Raw genomic sequence first — 22566 nt, forward strand, 5'->3', positions numbered from 1 at the left:
AATAGAAAGATGAATTATAATGGTCAGTTTTTATACAGTTGTTAAACGTTGTTTGGATTTTCTGTTTAGCTTTTTAGGTTTGGTTTTGTTGTCTCCTTTTCTTTTGATTCTTTATATTTTTGTAAAGTGTTCAGACGTACATTCGCCCGTGTTTTTTTCACATGTTCGCAATGGCGAAAATGGAAAGAAATTTAAGATGTTTAAATTTCGGACAATGCGTACAGATGCTGAGGCTGTTTTAATGAATGATTTAGCTTTATATGAAGAATTTGTAGCAAATGGCTATAAACTTGAAACAGATAAAGACCCTCGAATTACTCCGATAGGTCGGATTTTGAGAAAAACAAGTATTGATGAATTACCTCAACTTATTAACGTTCTTTTAGGTCATATGTCTTTAGTTGGTCCACGACCGCTACCTGATCGTGAAATTCATGAATACGGTGAAGATAAAGATTTGTTTCTAAGTGTTCGTCCTGGTATAACAGGTTGGTGGCAAGTATCTGGTAGAAGTAATGTTGGCTATCCTGAACGTTGTGAGCTTGAGCTTTATTATATTGAAAAAGCTAGTATTTCGTTTGATATTTATATTTTATTTAAGACGGCTTTGGCTGTATTTAACAGAGTCGGTGCGCATTAATGATGGAAAAACGAAAAAAAATTTTATTAGTTATTGAAGCGATGAGTGGTGGTGCTGGTCGTCATGTTCGAGACTTAGTTTTAAATTTAGAACAGGAAAAATTTGACTTGTTTCTTATTTATTCCACTCAGAGAATTAATTATAACTTTATAGAGAATTTAGCTGATTTTAATAATTGTGTCACTCTTTTGCCATGTGATTTTCTACTAAGAGAGGTAAATCTAAAAGGTGATATGAATGCTTATCGCTTTGTTTCTAAAAAGATAAAAGAAATTAAACCTGATGTTGTACATTGTCATAGTTCTAAAGCGGGAGTTATTGGCAGAATGGCTGCTAAAAGACATCGTGTAAAACGAGTTTTTTATACACCGCATGCTTATTCTTTTTTAGCACCAGAATTTGGTATTAAGAAAAAGAAATTATTTATTGCAATTGAAAAATTTTTAAGTCACCACGCAACGACAAAAACGTTTTGTGTTTCTAAAGGAGAAAAGCAAGCAGCACTTGATGTTGGCATTGATAAAGCAGAGAAATTTGAAATAATTTATAATGGGCTTCCTGATTTACCGCTAGTAGACAAGTCATCTGTTAAAGCACAACTTGGTTTAGATGAAACAGCTATTGTTATTGGTAATAATGCCAGATTATCTGAACAAAAAAATCCTTTGTTTTTTATGATGATTGCTCAGAAAATGATTGAACAAGATCCTAATTTTCATTTTGTTTGGGCAGGAGAGGGGCAATTATTTCAAAATTGTCAAACATTTATTGAAGAAAAAAAACTAGATGAGAATATTCATTTGCTAGGAAATCGAAATGATAGTGAGTTTATTGTCACAGGTTATGATGTTTTCCTCACAACATCACAATATGAGGGCTTACCTTATGCGCCAATTGAAGCTATGCGTGCTAGTGTTCCAATTATTGCGACAGATGTTGTAGGCAATCGTGAAATTGTTAAAAATGGTGTAAATGGTTACTTGATTGAATCGGAGTGGTCTGATAATATTATTGAAAAATTAAATCAGGCTTTGACATTGAATCCTCTAGCGGTTAATAAGAATTTTAAGGATAGATTTTCTATTGAAACAATGTTAGAGCAAATAGAAACATTTTATTTAGCAGAGCAAATAAAGAGTAGGAGAACATTCGATGAGTATTAGTGATGTGATTAGAAAAATAAGATATGAGTATATTTTAAAAAATAAATTTTTAACTCCCCTTTATACTTTTGCTATTAAGAAATATTGTAATGTACAAGAAAATAGAATAAACAAGAAAGCTGAACAACGTCAAAATGGTAATATAGTGGGATATGAAGAATTGAAAAATTTGAAAAATAAATTTGAAGGTGAAAGATGCTTTATTATTGCTACTGGTCCAAGCTTGACGTATGATGATTTGAAAAAAATAGAAAATGAGTATACTTTTGGTATGAACTCACTTGTTTTAGGATACGATGACAATGAGTTTCGTCCGACATTTTATGGTATTCAAGATAGGTTTGTTTTTGAAAAAGTGAAAGAAAAACTTATTGAGTATTATGCTAATTCAAAGAATGTTTTTTTACCAGATACTTTTGATGACAACGATTTTATTTCTAAAAATTGGATAAAATTTCCATATGATACTTACTATCATATGGCTGATTTTCATAAAAAAAACTATCATGCTAAATTTAGTGATAATGCACTTTATAAAGTTTACGATGGTTATACAATTACATATTCTTTAGTTGAATTAGCTGTTTATATGGGGTTTAAAGAAATCATCTTTTTGGGATTTGATTTTGGATATGCCAAAAATAAGAAAAGTCATTTTATTGAGCATGGTGTGGTAGATTCAACAGCCGATGAATTAGGAAAAAGAATGACAGTTTCATTTGAGGTTGCTAAAAAATATGCGGAACAAAATGGCATCAAAATTTTAAATGCTACTAGAGGTGGGTATTTGGAATTATTTGAGAGAATTGATTTGGATAGTATGATATTAAAATAATGTATATTTTAACTATAAGGAGTTAGTAATCTAGCAATGAATAACAATTTTAAGTTTAGCAGAAATATCATTATGTTTTTATTTGTACCTTTGAGTATTGTTGGAATGATAATTAATAATGTTATGATTGCTCCTGTGCTTCCCATAGAGCGGACAACAGGGTGGACTATTTTGCAACTAATGAATGGTTCGTTACCTCCTTGGGCTGTTGATAAAAATTTTAATGGTGCTTCTCAAATAATAAAATTTTTTAATATTTTTCGATTAGATAATTATTTTCATTTAAACTTGTATTATAGACTATTTTGTAATGTATTAGCTTTTATTGTCATCTTTAATTTAAAAAAAAAATTAGCCTTTATTGAGTTTTTTATGATACTCATAACAATACTTTTTTTAAATATTTTTGATTTTTACTTACTAAAAGAACCAGCGGAATTTGTTTTTGTTATGTTAGTTTATCTTGTTTTAAAAAGTAAATTGAAATTTAAAGAGATTGTTGTTCTATCTTCTGTTATTTTTTTAGGTAATGCTATTCAATTAAGAGCATACTACGGAATATTAGTTGTTTTTCCATTTATTTATTTTGTGGTTTTAAAATCAAAATACCTAGTAAAATCATCAATAATTAAGAAAATTCTATTTATTTTGTCAATAATGGTAACTAGCTATTTAGTAATGTTTCCCTTACTTTCAAGAATCTCTCCTGAATTTTTTGATGTTTTACTTAATAGAACTGGTGAACTTCAATTAGATGCCAATACTTCAATTCGACCAATTTTTCTATCAACTAACTTTGTATCTATTGGATTGAATTATTTTTTAAAAATTTTAAGGATTTGTTTTCCGATAGAAATAGTGCTTAAAGGCATAAATCAAATTATTTTCTTTGTTGTTCAATGTACTATTACTTTTTTTACGATAAGAACTTTGAAAAATTTTAAAAATAATAATAAAATTCAAAATTATTCTTTGTGTATTGTTTTATCTTTCATCTTTTTATCAGCAATGTTTGAACCAGACTTTGGTTCATGGGTAAGACATGAAATGGTTATGTTTCCAATTCAATTTTTAGCTTTTGGGTTTGATAAACAAATATATTTAAAATATAATGAAGATGGGAAAATGGAATGTTAAAATATAAAAACATATTATTAGATATGTTCTCAAATCTAGTTGCTAATGGTATTTCAGTGGCAGTAATTCAAGTGCTGATCTTTCCGTTTATTGCCTCTAAAGTTGATTCATCTGTATTTGGGATGATAGTTGCAGTTTATGGCATAAATACCACTTTAACTTTAGTTGCTGGCAATTCAATTGGGATGATGAGGGTTAAACATCAGAGTATCAATGGTGAAAATTTTAATCTTATTGCATTTACTGCATCAATAAGTATTGTTATAGTAGCTATGCCATTGTTTTTTATGTATGGAGAAAAGTTGAAGTTAATAGATATTTTAGTTTATTTATTGACAACGGGTTTACAATCAATGAGACTCTATTTGAATAATATATTTAGGGTTAAATTTGATTTAAAAAAATATAATATTGTCACTATGCTCAATTCTTTTGGTCAATTATTTGGTTTTTTATTGTTTTTATTTTCAAAAAAATGGTCGTATATTTTTCTATTTGGAGAAATATTTAGCTTATGTTATATTTTTTTAAATTATAATAAAAAGGGAGAAAACTATTCTATCAATGAGAAATTTAAAGAAGTTTTTTCTGAAGTTTTTAATTTCTCCCTTTCGACTCTCTTTATTCAATTTGTTGCTAACATGGATAAGTTTATAATTATCCCTATCTTAGGCGCTAAAATATTAGGTCAATATTTTGGCTTAAGTACTGTTGGAAAAATTATACTGTTCGTTACAGTGCCAGTTAGTAATGTTTTATTTTCCTATATTGCTAAAAGCTCTAAAGAATTTAATAAAAAAAGTGCTGCTATCATGAATGGCGCTGCTATCATTGGAAGCTTAATTTTGACATTTCCTTTTTCAATAGTAAGTAAATTTATCTGTTCTTTTTTGTATCCAGAATATGTAAGTTCAAGTAACTCTTTTGTGTTGATAAATATAATAACTTTTGGAACATTGCTAAGTGTGACATGGAATTTGGTTAATTTGTATTACATTAAGCATTTGTCAATGAAATATCAACGAAATAGTCAATTTCTTTTCTGTTCTTTATCTATATTGCTAGCTATAATTTTTTCTAACAAATATGGGGTGATTGGCTATGCTTTATCCCAAGTTATTGTTGGATTTTGTAAGTTTTTTATTCAAATCTTGATTTTGTTTTTCTTAAAAAAGCATCTTAAAAATATTAATGGAGGAATAAGTATAAATGAAAGTAGTAGCATTCGTACCAATAAAAATGAATAATGAAAGAGTTCCAGGAAAGAATACGCGTTCTTTTGAAAATGGCGAACCATTGGTAACGCGTATTTTGAATACATTAAGTAAAGTTACAAATATTGATGAAACTTATGTATATTGTAGTAATTCTGAAATTGAAAATTTTATGCCCTCAACTGCAAAATTTTTAAAGCGTTCTGAAGATTTGGATCAATCAACAACAAAGATTAACGAGGTAATTTCTTCATTTATCTCAGATGTTGAGGCAGATATTTATGTTTTAGCTCATGCAACTGCTCCTTTTATTACAGCTAGTAGCATTGAAAAAGGGGTTAGAGCGGTAAAAAGTGAAAAATATGATTCTTCCTTATCAGTTTTAAAATTGCAAGAATTTTTATGGAAAAATGAAAAGCCGTTTAATTATTCTTTAGATAGCATTCCACGTACTCAAGATTTAGAACCATTGTATGAAGAAACATCAGGTTTTTATGTTTTTGAAAAACATTTAGCAAAAAATGAAAATCGTAGGATTGGAAATAAGCCATATCTAGTTGAGGTTTCAAAAATTGAAGCGAGTGATATTGATAATCCGATAGATTTTGATATTGCTAATGCAATTTATAATCATATTATTTTACCTGAAGAAAAGTAATATGATTTAAGTGTAAATACATTGTTTAAAAGATTAGGAGAATCGCGCATGAATAATATTTCTATTTTAGATTGTACATTGAGAGACGGTGGTTATGTCAATGGCTGGAATTTTGGCTTTGATAATACTCGGAAAGTAATTAGAGGATTAGTTGCATCAGATCTTGATATTATTGAAATTGGCTATTTATCACAGAAAAAGGAACGTAAAATTGGGAAGACAATCTATAATACCTTTCCTGAGATGAATGAAGTGTTACCAAATGATAGAGGAAATAAAATGTTTGTTGTCATGATAAATTATGGCGAATACAACATAGAAGATATTCCGGAATATGATGGCAGTTCAATTAATGGAATTCGTATAGTTTTTCACAAAAAAGATATTGAAGGTGCTGCTGAATACTGCAAAATTTTATCAGAAAAAGGTTATAGGGTTTTCTTTCAGCCAATGGTGGCAATGAGTTTTACAGATGATGAGTTTTTGGAAACGCTGAAGAAAGCAAATGAAATTAAGCCATATGCTTTTTACATTGTAGATAGTTTTGGAGTAATGAATCAGCAAGATTTGATGCGTTTTTATTATCTGTCTCATAATAATTTGAAAAAAGAGATTGCTTTAGGCTATCATTCACATAATAATTTGCAACTTGCATATTCTAATGCACAATCTTTTGCCACATTAGTAACAGATAGAAATTTGATTTTAGATTCTAGCATCTATGGTATGGGGCGTGGTGCTGGAAATTTAAATACCGAATTATTTGCACAATTTTTAAATAAAGCCAAAGGTAAAAATTATATTATTGAACCAATTTTAAAGGTTATTGACGAAGTCATTGCTAAAGAACATGAAAAGAATTTTTGGGGATATTCTTTACCATTTTATATTTCTGCAAAGCATAATGTCCATCCAAACTATGCCTCATATTTAGATGATAAGAATACCTTAACTTTTGAAGGATTGGATACAATTATTAGTCGTATTGAAGGGGAAAAGAAGAATGGCTTCTATCCAGATTATATAGAGAATCTTTATCTAGCCTATATGAGTGAAGGAGAAGAAAATGAATATAGAATTAATGAATTAACTGAAAAGTTATCGAATAAATCTGTCTTACTCGTTGGTCCAGGAAAAAGTGCTAAAGAAGAACTTGATAAAGTAGAAAAATTTATTTCTGAAAAAGATATAATAATTATTTCAATTAATCATGAATATTCATTGGTGTCAGACTATATATTTTTGAGTAATATTAGAAGGCTATCTTCTTTATCGAAAAAAGTAGCTGATCGATTGATTGTAACTTCTAATGTACCAGTAAAAGATTTCTTTTTAAAAGTAGATTATGTAAAATTATTAAATGAAGTTTCTACTGTTGAAGATAATGCAGGCTTAATGGCTATTCGTTTACTTGAGCGTTTGGGTGTTAAAAGTATTTATCTTGCAGGAATTGATGGTTATTCAGTGGATGCTAGATTGAATTACGCAGATGAAAATTATATGTTTGAAATGAAACAGAAAGTTCGTCATTTGATGAATGCTGGAATGCAAGCAGTTATTGATGAATATTCTGAAAAGATTTATTTGGAATTTGTTACTTCATCAAATTTTAAAATTAAGAAAAAAGGTAAAGAAAATGTATAAGGCAATAATTTGGGACTTAGATGGCACATTAATTGATACTTCCCTAGGTATTTTTAATTCTGTTCGATATACAGAGCAAAAAATGAATCTAATACCTTTATCTGATGAAAAATTAGTTGAATATATTGGACCTAAATTATTGGATTCTTATGTTAAACAATTTTCTTTAAATAAAATTACTGCAGAAAAAGCAGTTGTTTTTCATCGAGAATATGGAAACAAGAAAGGAATCTATGAATCAAAAGTATATCCAGGAATTGCTGAAATTTTAAAGGTTTTACATAAAAAAGGGGTTAAAATGGCAGTAGCAACTATGAAGCCAGAAGAAATGGCACTGAAAATTTTAACACATTTTGATTTAGCCCAATATTTTGATGAGATCATTGGTATGGATTCTGAAAATACACGTAATAAAAAGATTAATATTGAAATTGCTTTAAATAGAATGGAAGTTATATCAAATGAAACATTAATGATTGGGGACAGTGAACATGATGCAAAAGGAGCAAGTGATACAGATGTTGATTTTGTAGCAGTTACTTATGGATTTGGAATGAAGAGTGAAAGAGAAATTTTAGATAGCAAGGCTAAATTTATTATTGAGGGGGCTGATGACTTAAATCAACTTCTTACTCTTACATGTTAAGTGAACTTGCTCCTCATAATTAATTCAAGAAGTTCCCGTGCCCCTCTCCACTCTCCAACAAACCCAATACCCCATCAAGCAACCAAGAAAATTTAAAATAACATCACTAACAGCAAAAGTACCGAGATAAAAAACAAATTGAATGCTTTCTATGAGTAGAAGTGTCGTGAGGCTAATGGCGATGAATTGCTTACGATTGGTATTAATGCCGTAAAGTCCACCTAAAGGAATAAAATAAATAACATTTAATAGTGCTTCCTTTAAAGTTTTGGGATTATTTTTTATAAAATCAAAAGGGTTTAAAGATAAGGCATGATAATTTGTTGCCTTGGTAAAAAGAACTGTAAAAAGTAAAATTAAATAACAAGTATAAACAATATAAAGATAGTAAACAGAAAATTGTTTAAGTCGATATTGAATTAGAAAGAGCCACAAAGTAATTGTCAACATAATAACTAAAATTATTGGTGTATAAGAAAATCGGTTGACGAGTTGCCAAAGGCGCTCATAGTGGGAGATGACTGGCATAATTAACCAAGTAATCATGAAGTAGCTGAAATAAAATATCACAATGAGACTGCCAAGATAAAATAATAATTTTCGCAAAACTTCTGAACTCCTTTTTAATTTGGATGATTAGTCAATATTAATAGTATAGCAAATATTGTTGCATTTTTGTTGTTTAGTGTCAAAATATGAAGTTTAAAGTAAAATAGCCACTTAGGTAAAAATATCTAAGTGGCTATTTTTGTGAAAAGTGTTATTCTAAACAATAAATTATTGAAAAATTGCGAAAATTAGGGTAAAATAAAGTATGGAAATTAACGGATATACACGGATTGCTGCAGTGGTAGCAAAACCCATCAAACATTCACTGTCGCCTTTTATACATAATTTGGCTTTTGAAAATCTGGATGAAAACGGCGTTTATCTTGCTTTCGAGGTTTTAGAATCTGACTTACAGGCAGTCATTTCAAATATCAAAATACTTGATATGTATGGTATCAATCTCTCAATGCCTTACAAAGAGGCTGCCATTTCTTACGTTGATGAACTTTCAGAAGTTGCTAAGTTGACTGCTGCCATTAACACGATTGTCAACCGCGATGGCAAACTTTTTGGCACATCAACTGACGGTGCGGGTTTTTTCAAGTCACTGACTGATTTTTCGGTAAAAGATAGCGACATCACGATTATTGGTGCGGGTGGTGCAGCTCGGGCGATAATTGCTGAGGCGGCGCTGCGAGGTGCGCACAAAATTACCGTTTACAACCGGACTTACAAGCCCGACTTGTTTAAAAATTATCCTGGTAACATTGTTTTTAAGCCTTTGTCGGCGCTAAGCGAGCTTGCAGGTGATTTGTTGGTCAATACGACCAGCGTTGGTATGGACGGTGTTAGCATGCCAATATCGCAAGACTTGCAGCTCCCAGTCAATATGCTAGTGGCAGACGTGATTTACAAGCCGATTGAAACGCCATTACTGAAATTCGCCAAAACAAAAGGGAACCGCACGATCAACGGTTTAGGCATGTTGCTCTATCAAGCCGCCGAAAGTTTTGAACTTTGGACTGGGAAACACATGCCGACTGAGTTAATTTTGCAGAAATTGGAAGAGAAAATCTACGAGTAATGTAGATCTTTTATACCTCAAAATTGAACTTGAAAGGGAATATTATTTATTTTGAAAGCAAACAATTTAAGAGTATTTGATAATGAACTTGACGAAGATGTACTTTTAAAATACTTAAAAGTACATGGAATTAAACTTAAATCAAGTAAAGAAAAAAATAGATTAAAAGAAGAAAAGAACCTTAAAGATGAAATAGCATGCTTAAAATCTTTAGTTTCAAGTATGCCAATTCAAAATAGTGGAGTAGAATTATCTAATTTTTTTATCGGATTTAATATTCCCCAGATTAATAATGAATTTGATTTATTAAGATTTGGTTCAAATTTTGATATTAATATTGAATTAAAAGGAAAAAATACAGGAGAAAAGATAGTTACTCAGTTAAAAAAACAAAGACATTATCTTAGCATAAGAGAAAGAGAATTATGGCAATTTACTTATGTAAAAGAAGAAAATCAACTTTATGAAACTGATGGCGAAAATTTAATTAAAAGCGATTTTAAAAAATTAATTGAATTATTGGGCAACCAAGAAATAGAAGAAGAAGTTATCCTAGAGGAAATATTTGAACCTAGCCAATTTCTTATTAGTCCATTTAATACGGCAGATAAATTTTTGAGAGGTACTTATTTTCTAAATTCGTTACAAGATGAAATTAAAAAGAAAATAATGCAATCACAAGAGAAATATCATGTTGTGACAGGGATTGCTGGTAGTGGAAAAACTTTGCTAGTTTATGATATAGCCAAAAAATATATGGAAGAAAAGAAAAAAGTTGTCATTATACATGCTGGGAACTTGAATCAAGGACAAAACTTTTTGAACAGCAATGGGTGGGATATAAAAGCAGCAAAAGAATCTATTTCAGAACAAGATGAGATTGATGTTTTGATTATTGATGAGTCACAAAGACAGTGGGAAGATCAATTTAATAAAATAATGGAATTTGAATCTGAAATAATTAAGGATAAAATCATATTATGTGGAGATGATAATCAAATTCTTGCTATGGATGAAGAAAAATTCAATATTTCTGAGAAAATAAAAAATAAACCAAAGTTTAATCAGCATAAATTAACCAAAAAAGTCAGAACTAATGAAAAAGTTGCTGATTTTATCAAAGGCTTATTTGATTTAAAGGATATGAAATCTCTTGATGAGAATAGTATTAATATTGATTATTTTGAAACTAAAGAAGAGGCTAAAAATTATGTTCAATATTTACAAACAGATAGTACTTTTTTAGATTATACTCTTCCTCCTCCTGGTGGAAAATATGATTACCCACTATATCGAGATTATCAGCTTATAAGTGCGATACATTTAGGAATTGTTGCCGAAACTTCTCACGAAGTTATTGGTCAAGAATTTGACAGTGTAACTGTTTGTCTTGGCCCTCATTTTGAGTATAGGAAACATCAGCTGATATTTCCTGATGATAGAACAAATTATTATTCAGCCTCTAAAATGCTTTTTCAAAATATTACCCGAGCAAGGAAAAAGATAAATCTTATCATTTTTGAAAATGAAAAACTGTTAGTAGATATATTAGGAGCAATAAAATGAAAAAATTACACGTAAACTTACCCGAAAATGCCTATGACATCCTCATTGAACGAGGGTGTTTAGCACAGTCTGGTCAATGGGCGGCAGAACTTTGGCGACCGCAAAAAATCGTTATCATCACTGATAATCATGTTGGCGAACTCTATGCTGAAACGGTTAAATTATCACTTGAGTCTGCTGGCTTTGCTGAAGTCAAAGTTTTCGCTTTTCTTGAGGGCGAAGCCTCAAAAAATTTGACGACAGTTGAGACGGCGTATAAGTTTTTGGCTGATTTTGGTATGACACGTTCTGACGGTATTGTGGCGCTTGGTGGCGGTGTCGTTGGCGATTTGGCTGGCTTTGTGGCGTCGACTTATATGCGAGGCATTCATTTCCTACAAATTGCAACTAGCTTGACTGCGCAAGTTGATTCATCTGTTGGCGGGAAAACGGGCGTTAATACGGCTTATGCTAAAAATATGGTCGGAACTTTCACGCAACCAGACGGTGTTTTGATTGACCCTGAATGTCTGAAAACATTGGGCGAGCGCGAACTTTACGAGGGTATGGGCGAGGTTATCAAGTGCGGTTTAATTGCGGATACCAGACTTTGGGCGCTTTTACAAGAGATGTCTGGCGATGTGGCGAGTGTGCTTGACAATGCTGAGGCGTTGATTTATCATTCTTGTGATGTCAAACGCAAAGTTGTGGTTGAAGATGAGCTTGACAATGGCACGCGCTTATATCTGAATTTTGGGCACACGATTGGTCATGCAGTTGAAGCTACGGCGGGCTATGGCAAGGTTATGCACGGCGAGGGTGTGGCAATTGGCATGATTCAGATTACTAAAATTGCTGAAGAAAAAGGTTTGGTTGCGCTTGGTTTGACCGATAAAATTCGGGCAATGGTTGAAAAATTTCATTTGCCAACAACTTATGAGCCTTGGCATATTGATGTCCTTGCTAAGACTATGACACTTGATAAAAAAGCGCGTGGTACAAAAATCAAGACGGTACTCGTTCCGAAAATTGGTCAAGCAGTTATCAATGAGATTAACATGAGCGATGTCCCAGAGTGGTTGGGATAATAAAACATATGAAAAACGTAACCAGACAGGCGGTTACGTTTTTACTTGATTTTCAATTTTTTATTGAAAACTGAAACAAAGGCGATGCCAATTAGTCCGATGATTGAAATTCCCAAAACAATTAAAGCAACAGATGTTACTTTACCGATAGCGGTAACTGGGCTAACATTGCCAGAAGCAACATGAATAAAGGGCATTTTTTCAAAAATCGAATAGATGATTGAGACGATAAAAAGGAGTGTAAAGCTAGCATAAAGTAGGTAGAGAAAACGGTTGGTATTGAAAAAGCGTTTTAAATGAAAATTTAGTTTGCCTGAAACACCGAAAATGCGGATAAGTCGCGTGAATCGAAAAAGTCTTGTCACTCTTGTTACTCTAGTGAGTTTAAAAATACGGAAAAATTTGAAAATCGCTAACATGGAGTCCAGAGGAATGATGGCGAGTAAATCAAAGATATTTTGACGGAAAAACTTGGCTTTGTCCTTAGCTTTGGCAAAGCGTGTAAAGTAGGCGCAAGCAAATATTGCCAAAATTGTCCAATCTAGTTGTAAATAGGGCGATTCGCTTAATGAGATACTACCAGAAAAGTCGAGAATCGTTAAGACGATAGAAGTAATCGCTAAAACGATGATAAATAAATCATATTTTTTCAAAATCAATCTCCCATTTCTTTTTAGCTTGAATTATATACTCTTATAATAACATTATTTTGAAAAAAATGAAAGAAAAATGGCATGAAAAAAGGTGAAGGATAACTTTTACACTTGATTAAATACAATGGCGTAAATCAATCTTTTTTGGTATAATTAAGTATAAAATTCTGAAAATTGGAGACACTATAAAATGAGATATTTCACTGCTGGCGAAAGTCACGGACCGCGTTTGACGGCGATTATTGAGGGTGTGCCTGCTGGTCTCGCTTTGAGTTCTTGTGACATTAACCGTGAGCTAAAACGCCGCCAAGGTGGCTATGGTCGTGGTGGTCGCATGTTGATTGAGAGCGATACGGTTGAGATTACCTCTGGTGTGCGCCATGGTGTGACGATGGGGAGTCCGATTACGCTCAATGTTGAGAATAAAGATTTCAAAAATTGGACAACAATCATGGCTGCCGATGATGTTGCTGCCGAGCTCAAAACGCAGCGCAAGCTCACAAAACCTCGTCCTGGTCATGCCGATTTGATCGGTGGCATGAAGTACCGTTTTAGCGATTTGCGAAATGCCTTAGAGCGCTCAAGTGCGCGTGAAACAACGATGCGTGTAGCAGTCGGCGCTGTGGCAAAACGTCTTTTGGCAGAACTTGGTATTGATGTGGCAAGTCATGTGACAGTTTTTGGTGGTATCAAAATTGATGTACCAGAAAACTTGACTGTTGCTCAAATTTGCCAACTTGCCAGTCAGTCAGAAGTATCAATCGTCAATTCAGAATATGAGCAAGACATCAAAGATTTGATTGACCAAACTAAAAAAGACGGTGATACCATTGGTGGCGTGGTTGAAGTCGTTGCGGGAGGCGTGCCTGTCGGTCTTGGTTCATACGTTCAATGGGATACAAAATTGGATGCGAAAATTGCCCAAGCAGTTGTCTCAATTAATGCTTTCAAAGGCGTCGAATTTGGTGTCGGTTTTGATTCTGCCTATCAATTGGGCAGTCAGATTATGGATGAAATTGTCTGGTCAGAACAGGACGGCTACACACGCAATTCCAATAATCTTGGTGGTTTCGAGGGTGGCATGACCAATGGCGAGCTGATTGTTGTGCGTGGGGTAATGAAACCAATTCCGACACTATACAAGCCTTTGATGTCTGTTGATACAGAAAATCATGCGCCTTATAAAGCGCAAGTTGAGCGTTCTGATCCAACCGCTGTGCCAGCTGCTGCAGTTGTTGCAGAACATGTTGTCGCAACAGTCTTGGCAACGGAAATTTTGGCAAAATTCGCATCTGACAATCTGGCGGAATTGAAAGAAAACATTGCCCGTCATAATGACTATATCAAAGGCTTCTGATTGAATTTTAAAGAAATAATAAAATGCTAACTTCTATCATTACTAATGTTTCTTTTAAATGTTTTGACTGGTGTTGTTGAAATGATGTGAAAAGTTTAACAATTTTCGAGCATTCAAACAAGAATTTTTCCTAAAGTTGTTCAAAGTGGAGGTAGGTGATGCCTAAAAAAAATATCTTAATCGCGGGTCTAGGTCTTATCGGTGGGTCACTAGCGCGCGCAATCAAATCTGGTCATCCTGATTATCATGTTTCAGCTTATAATCGCAGTCAAGCACCGCGAGATTTTGCCATTCAAGAGCGGCTTGTTGATGAAGTTTCAGATAATTTTGCCGATTTGGCAGTTAAAGCTGATGTGATTATTCTGAATTTCCCTGTTCAACTTTCTATTAAATTTCTTGATTTTTTATCAGAATTGTCACTGAAAAAAAATGTGCTGATTTCGGATTCTGGTTCGACAAAGTTTGAAATTGTCACAGCAGCAGAGGAGATTTTTAAAGGTAAAGCGGTCAGATTCATCGGCGGTCATCCCATGGCTGGCTCACATAAGACTGGTGTGATTGCCTCAAGCGAGTTGCTGTTTGAAAATGCTTATTATATTCTGACACCATCACGTTTATCTAAAGCAGCAGATTTCGACGAACTCAAAAACCTTTTAGCTCGAACACGTGCGAAATTTGTTGAATTATCCGCAGAAGAACACGATGCCATGACGGCAGTGACCAGTCATTTTCCGCATGTTGTTGCAGCAAGTTTAGTTGACAATACGCATGATTTTGCAGCCATTATGCCTTTTACTGAAAATTTGGCAGCGGGTGGTTTCCGTGATATGACACGGATTGCTGAGAGTTCGCCAGATATGTGGTCAGAAATTCTCATGTCAAATTCTGAGCATATTGTTCATCAAATTGATCGATTTAATGAGAAATTAAATGCGGTTAAACGGCTGATTTCCCAAAAGCAGAGCGCTGAAATTTGGGCATTTTTTGACAAAGCACGACAATTGAGAAGTCAGATGCCCATTCACAAAGGTGCAATGGAGAATTTCTATGATTTGTTCATCAGCGTACCCGATAAATCGGGCGTGATTTATGAAGTTTTGGGGTATTTTGCAGGGCATGATCTCAGTATTATCAACATTAAAATCAATGAGACGCGTGTTGAGCTTAACGGCGTTTTACAACTTACTTTTAAGACAGAAAATGATCAAGCGACAGCGGAACGCTTGATTCAGGAGCATTCAAACTATGATGTCTACAAGTGAGCGTGAGGCGATGTTACTTGCCATTCGCAAGAAAAAGCGGAAAAATAAGAATCAACTTAAAAAATTTGTCAAGTCGAAAAATGGTACTAAATCGGGGATTTATACGCGGAGTCGAAAAAATGACAAAGGATATGATTTGCTAGTTAAGAAAGATGAGGATACGGAAAAGTGAAATTACAAACAAGCGCCGCTGGTCTTCGCGGACAGCTCAAGGTGCCTGGCGACAAGTCAATCAGCCACCGCTCCATCATGTTTGGTGCGCTCGCTCACGGTGTGACAAGGGTTCACGACATTTTGCGAGGCGAAGATGTGCTATCAACCATGGGTGTTTTTCGTGAACTTGGCGTTAAAATCGAGGATAATGGCGCAGAAGTCGTGATTCACGGTGTGGGTTTTAAAGGGTTACAAGCGCCGAAAAATAAGCTTGATATGGGTAATTCAGGCACATCAATTCGCTTGATTTCTGGCGTTTTGGCTGGGCAACCGTTCATGGCTGAGATGTTTGGCGATGATTCGCTTTCAAAACGTCCTATGGATCGTGTGACTGTGCCTTTGCGCCAAATGGGTGTAACGATTTCGGGACAAACTGATCGTGATTTGCCACCGCTCAAAATCACGGGTTCAGAAGTACCGCTCAAACCAATTACTTATACCCTACCTGTCGCCTCGGCGCAGGTCAAATCGGCCTTGATTTTTGCGGCACTTCAAGCGGACGGCGAGTCTGTCATTACTGAAAAAGAAATCACGCGCAACCACACCGAAGATATGATTGCCCAGTTTGGTGGTAAAATTTCGGTCAATGGCAAGGAAATTCGTGTCAAAGGTGGGCAGACGTTTACAGCGACTGAGGTTGTGGTGCCTGGCGATATTTCAAGTGCTGCCTTTTTCTTGGTGGCTGGACTCATTGTGCCAAATAGTGAGCTTATTCTGAAAAATGTTGGTATTAACGAAACGCGAACAGGGATTATTGATGTGATTCAAGCCATGGGTGGCGATTTGACGATTTCTGATGTGAATCATGTCGCAAAATCAGCGACTTTGACAGTAAAAACGTCGAAACTTCAGCCAACTGATATCTTTGGCGATATTATTCCGCGCTTGATTGATGAATTGCCTGTCATTGCCTTACTTGCGACACAGGCAAATGGTACGACGATTATCCGTGATGCTGAGGAGTTGAAAGTTAAGGAAACTGATCGGATTCAAGTTGTAGCGGATATGCTAAATGCCATGGGAGCTGATATTACGCCAACGGCTGACGGTATGATTATCAAAGGTCAGTCTCAGTTGACTGGTGCTGTGATTAACACACAAGGCGACCACCGTATCGGCATGACAGCTGCAATTGCTAGTTTGTTGGTAGATGATGAGGAAGTTATTTTGGAGCGTTCTGAAGCGATTCGGACGTCTTATCCGTCATTTTTTGATGATTTGGCTGATTTGTTGGTTTAGATTTAAGTAAACCAAGCAAGATAAATATCATTAATAATAACGAAATACGAAAGGAAACGATTGCTTTGAGAAAAATTTCTCATGAAATTAAATAATTTGTCAAAAACACCTTGACAGACCGCTTAATAATTGATAGTATTAGATATATAGAAATTTGTTTTAATCAAACCTGTTATGATTAAAGCAAATCTCATTTGCCGACTAGGGTAACTCGCCGAAATTGACTCCGAGTACTCTAGTTTTTTTGTTTCAATTGACTTATTTGACTATGATTCAAGAAAAATACGCTAAAATTTGGTATAATTTAACTACTATGACAAATCACATTGCACTTTTTGAGCCAAGAATCCATTTTAATACTGGCAATATTGCCCGAACTTGTGCGGCAACAAATACACATCTCCATCTCATTCGCCCTTTTGGTTTTGAGATTACTGACAAGCATCTCAAGCGCGCTGGGCTTGATTACTGGGACAAGGTTGACATCAGCTACCATGATGATTTGGCGACCTTTTTAGCCCTTGTTAATGCCAATCAGAACGCTAAATTGCACCTGATTACCAAATTCGCAGAACATGATTACTCAGAAAATGGACTTTACACAGCTGATAAAGTTGACCATTATTTTTTATTTGGTAGAGAAGATACAGGCTTACCTGAGAGATTTATGCGAGAAAATCCCGAGAAAGCGCTGAGACTCCCCATGAATGATGCACATGTCAGAAGTCTGAATTTATCAAATGCAGCTGCCATTGTCATCTACGAATGCCTAAGACAACAGCATTATCAAGGATTAGAGTTAGTCCATACTTATGAGAAAGATAAATTAAAATGAAATTATATTTTGTGCGCCATGGTAAAACTGAATGGAATCAAGAGCGCCGTTTACAAGGTATGACAGGCGACTCACCCTTGTTAGCAGAAGCTTTGATTGAAGTTGCTAAACTTGGCGACTATTTGGCAGATACGCCCTTTGATGCCATTTTTTCAAGTCCGTCAAAGCGTGCAGTTGACACGGCAATGATTTTATCCAGACACAATCATCAACCACGGGAAATCATTAAGAAAACGGAGTTATTTGAATGGAATCTCGGTACTTTTGAAGGCATGCTGATTGATGAAGCGCACCAGTTAGCACCTACAAATATGACTGCTTTTCGACATCATCCTGAGCAATTTTGGGGCAATCCATTTGGTGCTGAAAATTTGACAGAAGTTTATCAACGCTTTAGTCATTTTATGACTTGGTTATCAACACAAGACTATGAAAACGTCTTGATTATTAGCCATGGTGCTTTTTTGTCTAGTTCGCTTAAACTTTTAACAGGTACACCGATTGGCGACTTGCGCCCTTTTGGTGTTGGCTTGGACAATAATAGCTTGTCAATTGTTGATTATGACGGCGAAAATTACGTCTTAACAAATTGGAATGAAAAACATGGCTGAACAACTTTATTTTACAGGAACAATCCAAGCAATTTTTTTCAGCAATCCTAGCAATTTTTATAAGGTTATTCTGCTTGAGATTACAGATACTAATGCTGATTTTTCTGATGATGAAATCGTGGTTAATGGTATTATTGGAGATGTTGTTGAAGGCGATTCTTACAAATTTTATGGCGAGTTGACCACTCATCCTAAATATGGCGAGCAGTTAAAAATTTCAACTTATGAGAAAAATGTGCCAACGTCTGGTGCGGGTTTGGTCAAATATTTATCTAGTGACCATTTTCCAGGTATTGGTAAAAAGACGGCTGAGAAAATTGTTGCTATTTTTCCAATTGAGACGATTGATCACATTTTAGATGAGCCTGAAAAGTTGGCTGGCGTTTTGTCTGCTGTAAAATTAAAGGCTTTTGTCACGTGTCTAGCTGAAAATCACGGTATGGAAAAAATTTTGTCGCGTCTTGCTAAGTATGAACTTGCAAGCAAGATAAATTTTCAGATTTATGACTTGTATAAGGAAAAAACACTTGATATTATCAAGGAAAATCCTTATCAGCTTGTTTTTGACATCAAGGGTATTGGCTTTAAAAAAGCAGATAAAATTGCTGAGGAAGAGGGAATTTCAGCGACCAGTGATGCACGTATTCGAGCTGGCGTGATTCATACCGTACTAACCAACTCGCTTGAAACTGGCGATACCTATATTGAAGCACGTGATTTGCTTGAAAAGACGATTTTTCTCTTAGAATCATCGCGAAATGTTGAAATTTTAGCTGATCAAGTTGTTGAAAATATCAATTTTCTTTTGTCAGATGCCAAAATTCAGCAAGATGAGACAAAAATATTTGAAAATTCACTCTATTTTGCAGAAGAGGGCATTTATAAAAGTCTTAATAAACTGACAACTCGTGTTGCTGATAAGGTTGACCAAGCAAAATTTGATAAAATCATCTCAGAAGTTGAAACAGAACTTGCCATTTCTTATGACGCTTTACAAAAAGATGCCATCCAAAAAGCATTAACCAATCAATTTTTTATCCTAACTGGTGGTCCAGGGACTGGTAAAACAACTGTTATCACGGGTATTATCAGAGCTTATGCGATTTTGAATAAACTTGATTTAAATCCTGACAATTATACAGATGATGTTTTTCCAATCGTTCAAGTTGCGCCAACTGGACGTGCAGCAAGACGAATGAATGAATTGACTGGCTTACCTGCAGCAACGATACATCGCCAACTTGGCTTGACTAATTCTGATAACCTTGATGATGATTGGGGGAATGAGTTTGCGGGTTCACTCTTGATTGTGGACGAGTTTTCGATGGTTGATACTTGGTTGGCTAATAAATTATTTGCCGCAATTCCGCCATCAATGAAAGTGATTTTAGTCGGGGATAGTGACCAGTTACCCTCTGTTGGTCCTGGTCAAGTTTTTGCGGACTTGTTGAAAATTTCAGATTTTGCAACAGTCAAATTAGATAAAATTTTTCGTCAAGGGGAAGATTCCACGATTACCAATCTGGCACATGCTATCAAAAATGGGCAATTGCCAGCAGATTTTACGGCTAAAAAGCCTGATCGTTCTTACTTTGAAAGCAATGCGGCAGCTATTCCAGCCTACATTGAGCAGATTGCAAGTGCTTGGTTGAAACGTGGCAACAATCCTTTTGATTTGCAAGTTCTGATTCCCATGTACAAAGGGTTTGCGGGCATTAATAATGTTAATAAAATTTTGCAAAATCTTTTTAATCCTTTAAATGATAGATTAGAATTTCGCTTTCAGGAAACGATTTTCCGAAAAGGCGACAAGGTGCTACACTTGGTCAATGAAGCAGCACTAGACGTTTTTAATGGCGATATTGGCGAGATTATGGATCTTATCCCCGCCAAATATAGCGACTCCAAGCAAGATGAGATGATTATGAGTTTTGATGGTAATGAGGTCAACTATCCGCGTGGCGAGTGGTATAAAATCACCCTTGCCTATGCCATGTCGATTCATAAATCACAAGGAAGCGAATTTCCGAGCGTTATCGTACCTATGGTTTCTAGCTATACGCGCATGCTAGAGCGCAATCTCCTCTACACGGCCATTACGCGCGCCAAGCAATCACTGATTTTGCTTGGCGAAATGCACAGTTTTCAGACTGCTGTTGCACGGCAAGGTGCTAACCGCAAGACTTTTTTGATTGAGCGCTTTGGTCTTGTTGAAAATGATGTTCAGAAAACTGAAAATCTTACGATTGCAGAAGTCGATTCACTTGAAACATCTGATAATTATATCTTAACAGCAGATAATTATCAAGCAATTAACCCGATGATTGGTCTCACGGAAAAAGATTTTATCATATTTAATAGAAAAAGATAAGCCATTTATGTCAAAAGATTATGAAAAATTATCTGAAAATTATTATAATACCCATGCTAAGAAATTTGAGGATTCCTTTGATGGCTTCTTATCAGGCTTTTTTAAGCGTTATATCGTCAAACAGCTTGATATTCCTGATGGTTCACGAGTTTTAGATGTTGGATCAGCAACTGGTAAACTTTTGACGCTATTATCTGAAAAGTCTGATTTCGATGGTTTTGGACTTGATATTTCTTCTGAAATGACAAAATTAGCACAGGCAACTTATCCCAAATTTGAGTTTGTAACAGGTTCAGCTATGCAGTTGCCATTTGAAAATCAGAGCTTTGATGTGATTGTTTGTTCAGCTTCATTTCATCATTTTCCAAATCCTGAGACATTTCTTGCAGAAGTGATGAGAACATTAAGCGTTGGCGGAAAATTAGTCATAGCTGAAATTAGATTGCCAATTTTTCGACAATTTTATAATTGGTATCTTGCCCAATTTTCAAAGGAGGGCGATGTCAAAGTTTACGATTTTGACGAACTAGCCACTTTACTTGAAAAAGCAGGTTTTGTTTTGATAAAAGGACAAAAACATTGGCAAATTCAATATTTTCAAGCACATAAAAAAGCCTGACGAATTTAATCAGGCTTTTAAGTTATTTCACGTAAACACAAACTGCCTCAGGAACAACGAAATCATGTTGAATTTCACTCAAAAGCCCTGTGTTTGAGTCGCGGAAGAAAGTTGTCACATTATCAGAATCTTGGTGTGGTGCAATCAAAACGTTTTCGTCAGAAGATAGGATGAAGTCACGTGGCATTTTACCATTTGTTGGCGCAAGTTGACTCAATTCTAACATGCCATCAGCACCGATTTTGTAAACGACGATTGAATCGTGTCCACGATTTGAACCATAAACGAATTTACCGTCAGATGAGACACGAATCGCTGCCGTTCCGTTAAATGCTGTCCAATCTTTTGGTAATGTCGAGATTGTTTGAAAGAGAGAAAAACGCCCAACACCTTCGTAAAGTAACACTTCAATCGTGCTATTTAATTCATTCATCAGATAAGCAAATTTTTCTGTTGGATGAAAAGCAATATGACGCGGACCAGCACCAAGAGCAGTAGTGTAAGTCGCAAGTTTCGTGAGTTTGCCGTCAGCTGTCACATCATAAGTAATCACTTCATCAGTACCAAGATCACAAGTTACCAAGTATTTATCAGGTGTTAAGTCAGTGAAATGAACATGCGGTGTTGCTTGATTTTCATGTGGTCCACTACCTGTGTGAACATCTTTGTCAGCAAGGGTCAGCGAACCGTCAGTCGCGCGTTTATAGACCAAAACCTCCCCTTTATGGTAATTTGCACCATAAACGAGGTCGCGCGCCTCGTCAACCGCCACATAGCACAGCGGTGCGCCAGCTTCGACAACGTGGTTAAGGAGTTTGCTATCAGTATCAAAAGCTGCAATACCACCCTCACCATTTTCAGCGCCAACAGTATAGAGATGCCCCGCTTTGTCGAAAGTCAAGTAAGTTGGATTTGACTCTTTGGCAACCAATTCAAGGTTGCTTAGAAGTCCTGTTTTCATGTCTAAATTAGCACGATAAACGCCTTCAGAAGTTTTTTTAGTGTAAGTCCCAAAATAAAGTGTGTCTGTCAAAATAGAATCATCCTTTTCAAATAGTATCGTCTCGAACAAATCGAGATATTTTTTGTGCTTGTTTCGAGCATACTACCATTTTACCATAAAATTAGCTGTTATTGTAAAATAGGTATCATTTAAAAGATAAGTTAAACTACAATTTTTATTTACCAATTTAAACAGTCATT

Annotated in this window: 22 protein-coding genes; 19 read left to right on the forward strand and 3 right to left on the reverse strand. The window is 34.9% G+C overall.

Annotation, left to right across the window (positions count from 1 at the left end):
• The first annotated feature begins 19 nt into the window (after nt 1–19).
• From Hs30E_RS02160 to Hs30E_RS02195, 8 genes are all read left to right on the forward strand, one after another.
• Nucleotides 20–640 (forward strand): sugar transferase, encoded by a 621-nt coding sequence (locus Hs30E_RS02160; protein ID WP_172207621.1) that lies wholly within the window; start codon nt 20–22, stop codon nt 638–640.
• A 2-nt stretch (nt 641–642) separates the two neighbouring features.
• Nucleotides 643–1803 carry a glycosyltransferase gene (locus Hs30E_RS02165; protein ID WP_172207622.1) on the forward strand — a complete coding sequence of 387 codons (1161 nt, stop codon included), beginning with the start codon at nt 643–645 and terminating at the stop codon, nt 1801–1803.
• Complete coding sequence (locus tag Hs30E_RS02170; protein WP_172207624.1) at nt 1793–2638, forward strand: 6-hydroxymethylpterin diphosphokinase MptE-like protein; 846 nt, start codon at nt 1793–1795, stop codon at nt 2636–2638. Before Hs30E_RS02165 ends, Hs30E_RS02170 begins: the two co-directional genes overlap by 11 nt.
• A 105-nt stretch (nt 2639–2743) precedes the next feature.
• Nucleotides 2744–3775: a hypothetical protein gene (locus tag Hs30E_RS02175; RefSeq protein ID WP_228461972.1), complete on the forward strand. Its 1032-nt coding sequence runs from the start codon at nt 2744–2746 to the stop codon at nt 3773–3775.
• Entirely contained in the window at nt 3769–5022 is a 1254-nt protein-coding gene (locus Hs30E_RS02180; RefSeq protein WP_172207627.1) for a lipopolysaccharide biosynthesis protein, read from the forward strand. The genes Hs30E_RS02175 and Hs30E_RS02180 overlap by 7 nt, the downstream gene beginning before the upstream one ends.
• The gene (locus Hs30E_RS02185; protein WP_172207628.1) at nt 4985–5647 is read left to right on the forward strand and encodes an acylneuraminate cytidylyltransferase family protein; all 663 of its coding nucleotides are present in this window, start codon (nt 4985–4987) and stop codon (nt 5645–5647) included. The genes Hs30E_RS02180 and Hs30E_RS02185 overlap by 38 nt, the downstream gene beginning before the upstream one ends.
• 48 nt (nt 5648–5695) lie before the next feature.
• A complete protein-coding gene (locus Hs30E_RS02190) occupies nt 5696–7291 on the forward strand; it encodes an aldolase catalytic domain-containing protein (protein WP_172207629.1) in 1596 nt (531 codons plus the stop codon).
• The gene (locus Hs30E_RS02195) at nt 7284–7937 is read left to right on the forward strand and encodes an HAD-IA family hydrolase (RefSeq protein ID WP_172207631.1); all 654 of its coding nucleotides are present in this window, start codon (nt 7284–7286) and stop codon (nt 7935–7937) included. Before Hs30E_RS02190 ends, Hs30E_RS02195 begins: the two co-directional genes overlap by 8 nt.
• A gap of 24 nt (nt 7938–7961) precedes the next feature.
• Here the strand turns inward: Hs30E_RS02195 and Hs30E_RS02200 are convergent, their stop codons facing one another.
• Entirely contained in the window at nt 7962–8543 is a 582-nt protein-coding gene (locus Hs30E_RS02200; RefSeq protein ID WP_172207632.1) for a VanZ family protein, read from the reverse strand.
• 208 nt (nt 8544–8751) lie between these two features.
• On the opposite strand from Hs30E_RS02200, the gene aroE reads away from it, so the two are divergent.
• Genes aroE through aroB form a run of 3 tightly spaced genes read left to right on the forward strand, consistent with a single transcriptional unit; the run spans nt 8752 to nt 12203 of the window.
• A complete protein-coding gene (gene aroE / locus Hs30E_RS02205; protein WP_172207634.1) occupies nt 8752–9570 on the forward strand; it encodes a shikimate dehydrogenase in 819 nt (272 codons plus the stop codon).
• Nucleotides 9571–9621: 51 nt separating this feature from the next.
• A complete protein-coding gene (locus tag Hs30E_RS02210) occupies nt 9622–11136 on the forward strand; it encodes a DNA/RNA helicase domain-containing protein (protein ID WP_172207635.1) in 1515 nt (504 codons plus the stop codon).
• Nucleotides 11133–12203, forward strand: a complete 1071-nt coding sequence (gene aroB / locus Hs30E_RS02215) for a 3-dehydroquinate synthase (protein WP_172207637.1) — start codon at nt 11133–11135, stop codon at nt 12201–12203. Before Hs30E_RS02210 ends, aroB begins: the two co-directional genes overlap by 4 nt.
• 41 nt (nt 12204–12244) lie before the next feature.
• Here aroB and Hs30E_RS02220 read toward each other — a convergent pair whose 3' ends face one another.
• Entirely contained in the window at nt 12245–12856 is a 612-nt protein-coding gene (locus Hs30E_RS02220; RefSeq protein WP_172207638.1) for an ion transporter, read from the reverse strand.
• Between the two features lie 190 nt (nt 12857–13046).
• On the opposite strand from Hs30E_RS02220, the gene aroC reads away from it, so the two are divergent.
• The 8 genes from aroC (at nt 13047) to Hs30E_RS02260 (ending at nt 21363) form a co-directional block, all read left to right on the forward strand.
• A complete protein-coding gene (gene aroC, locus Hs30E_RS02225; RefSeq protein ID WP_172207640.1) occupies nt 13047–14213 on the forward strand; it encodes a chorismate synthase in 1167 nt (388 codons plus the stop codon).
• 158 nt (nt 14214–14371) lie between these two features.
• The gene (locus Hs30E_RS02230; RefSeq protein WP_172207641.1) at nt 14372–15475 is read left to right on the forward strand and encodes a prephenate dehydrogenase; all 1104 of its coding nucleotides are present in this window, start codon (nt 14372–14374) and stop codon (nt 15473–15475) included.
• Nucleotides 15459–15647, forward strand: coding sequence for a hypothetical protein (locus Hs30E_RS02235; RefSeq protein WP_172207643.1), 189 nt, complete (start codon nt 15459–15461; stop codon nt 15645–15647). The genes Hs30E_RS02230 and Hs30E_RS02235 overlap by 17 nt, the downstream gene beginning before the upstream one ends.
• Complete coding sequence (aroA, locus tag Hs30E_RS02240; RefSeq protein WP_172207645.1) at nt 15644–16927, forward strand: 3-phosphoshikimate 1-carboxyvinyltransferase; 1284 nt, start codon at nt 15644–15646, stop codon at nt 16925–16927. The genes Hs30E_RS02235 and aroA overlap by 4 nt, the downstream gene beginning before the upstream one ends.
• Nucleotides 16928–17240: 313 nt before the next feature.
• On the forward strand, nt 17241–17762 hold the full coding sequence (locus Hs30E_RS02245) for a tRNA (cytidine(34)-2'-O)-methyltransferase (RefSeq protein WP_172207646.1): 522 nt from the start codon (nt 17241–17243) through the stop codon (nt 17760–17762).
• Nucleotides 17759–18373: a histidine phosphatase family protein gene (locus tag Hs30E_RS02250; RefSeq protein ID WP_172207648.1), complete on the forward strand. Its 615-nt coding sequence runs from the start codon at nt 17759–17761 to the stop codon at nt 18371–18373. The genes Hs30E_RS02245 and Hs30E_RS02250 overlap by 4 nt, the downstream gene beginning before the upstream one ends.
• Nucleotides 18366–20744 carry an SF1B family DNA helicase RecD2 gene (recD2, locus tag Hs30E_RS02255; RefSeq protein WP_172207649.1) on the forward strand — a complete coding sequence of 793 codons (2379 nt, stop codon included), beginning with the start codon at nt 18366–18368 and terminating at the stop codon, nt 20742–20744. Before Hs30E_RS02250 ends, recD2 begins: the two co-directional genes overlap by 8 nt.
• Before the next feature lie 7 nt (nt 20745–20751).
• Nucleotides 20752–21363, forward strand: a complete 612-nt coding sequence (locus tag Hs30E_RS02260) for a class I SAM-dependent methyltransferase (RefSeq protein WP_172207650.1) — start codon at nt 20752–20754, stop codon at nt 21361–21363.
• A 22-nt stretch (nt 21364–21385) separates the two neighbouring features.
• Here Hs30E_RS02260 and Hs30E_RS02265 read toward each other — a convergent pair whose 3' ends face one another.
• Entirely contained in the window at nt 21386–22396 is a 1011-nt protein-coding gene (locus tag Hs30E_RS02265) for a lactonase family protein (RefSeq protein WP_172207651.1), read from the reverse strand.
• Between the last annotated feature and the right edge of the window lie 170 nt (nt 22397–22566).

It is taken from the genome of Pseudolactococcus hodotermopsidis (genome assembly GCF_011170085.1).
In the GTDB taxonomy this organism is placed as follows: domain Bacteria; phylum Bacillota; class Bacilli; order Lactobacillales; family Streptococcaceae; genus Pseudolactococcus; species Pseudolactococcus hodotermopsidis.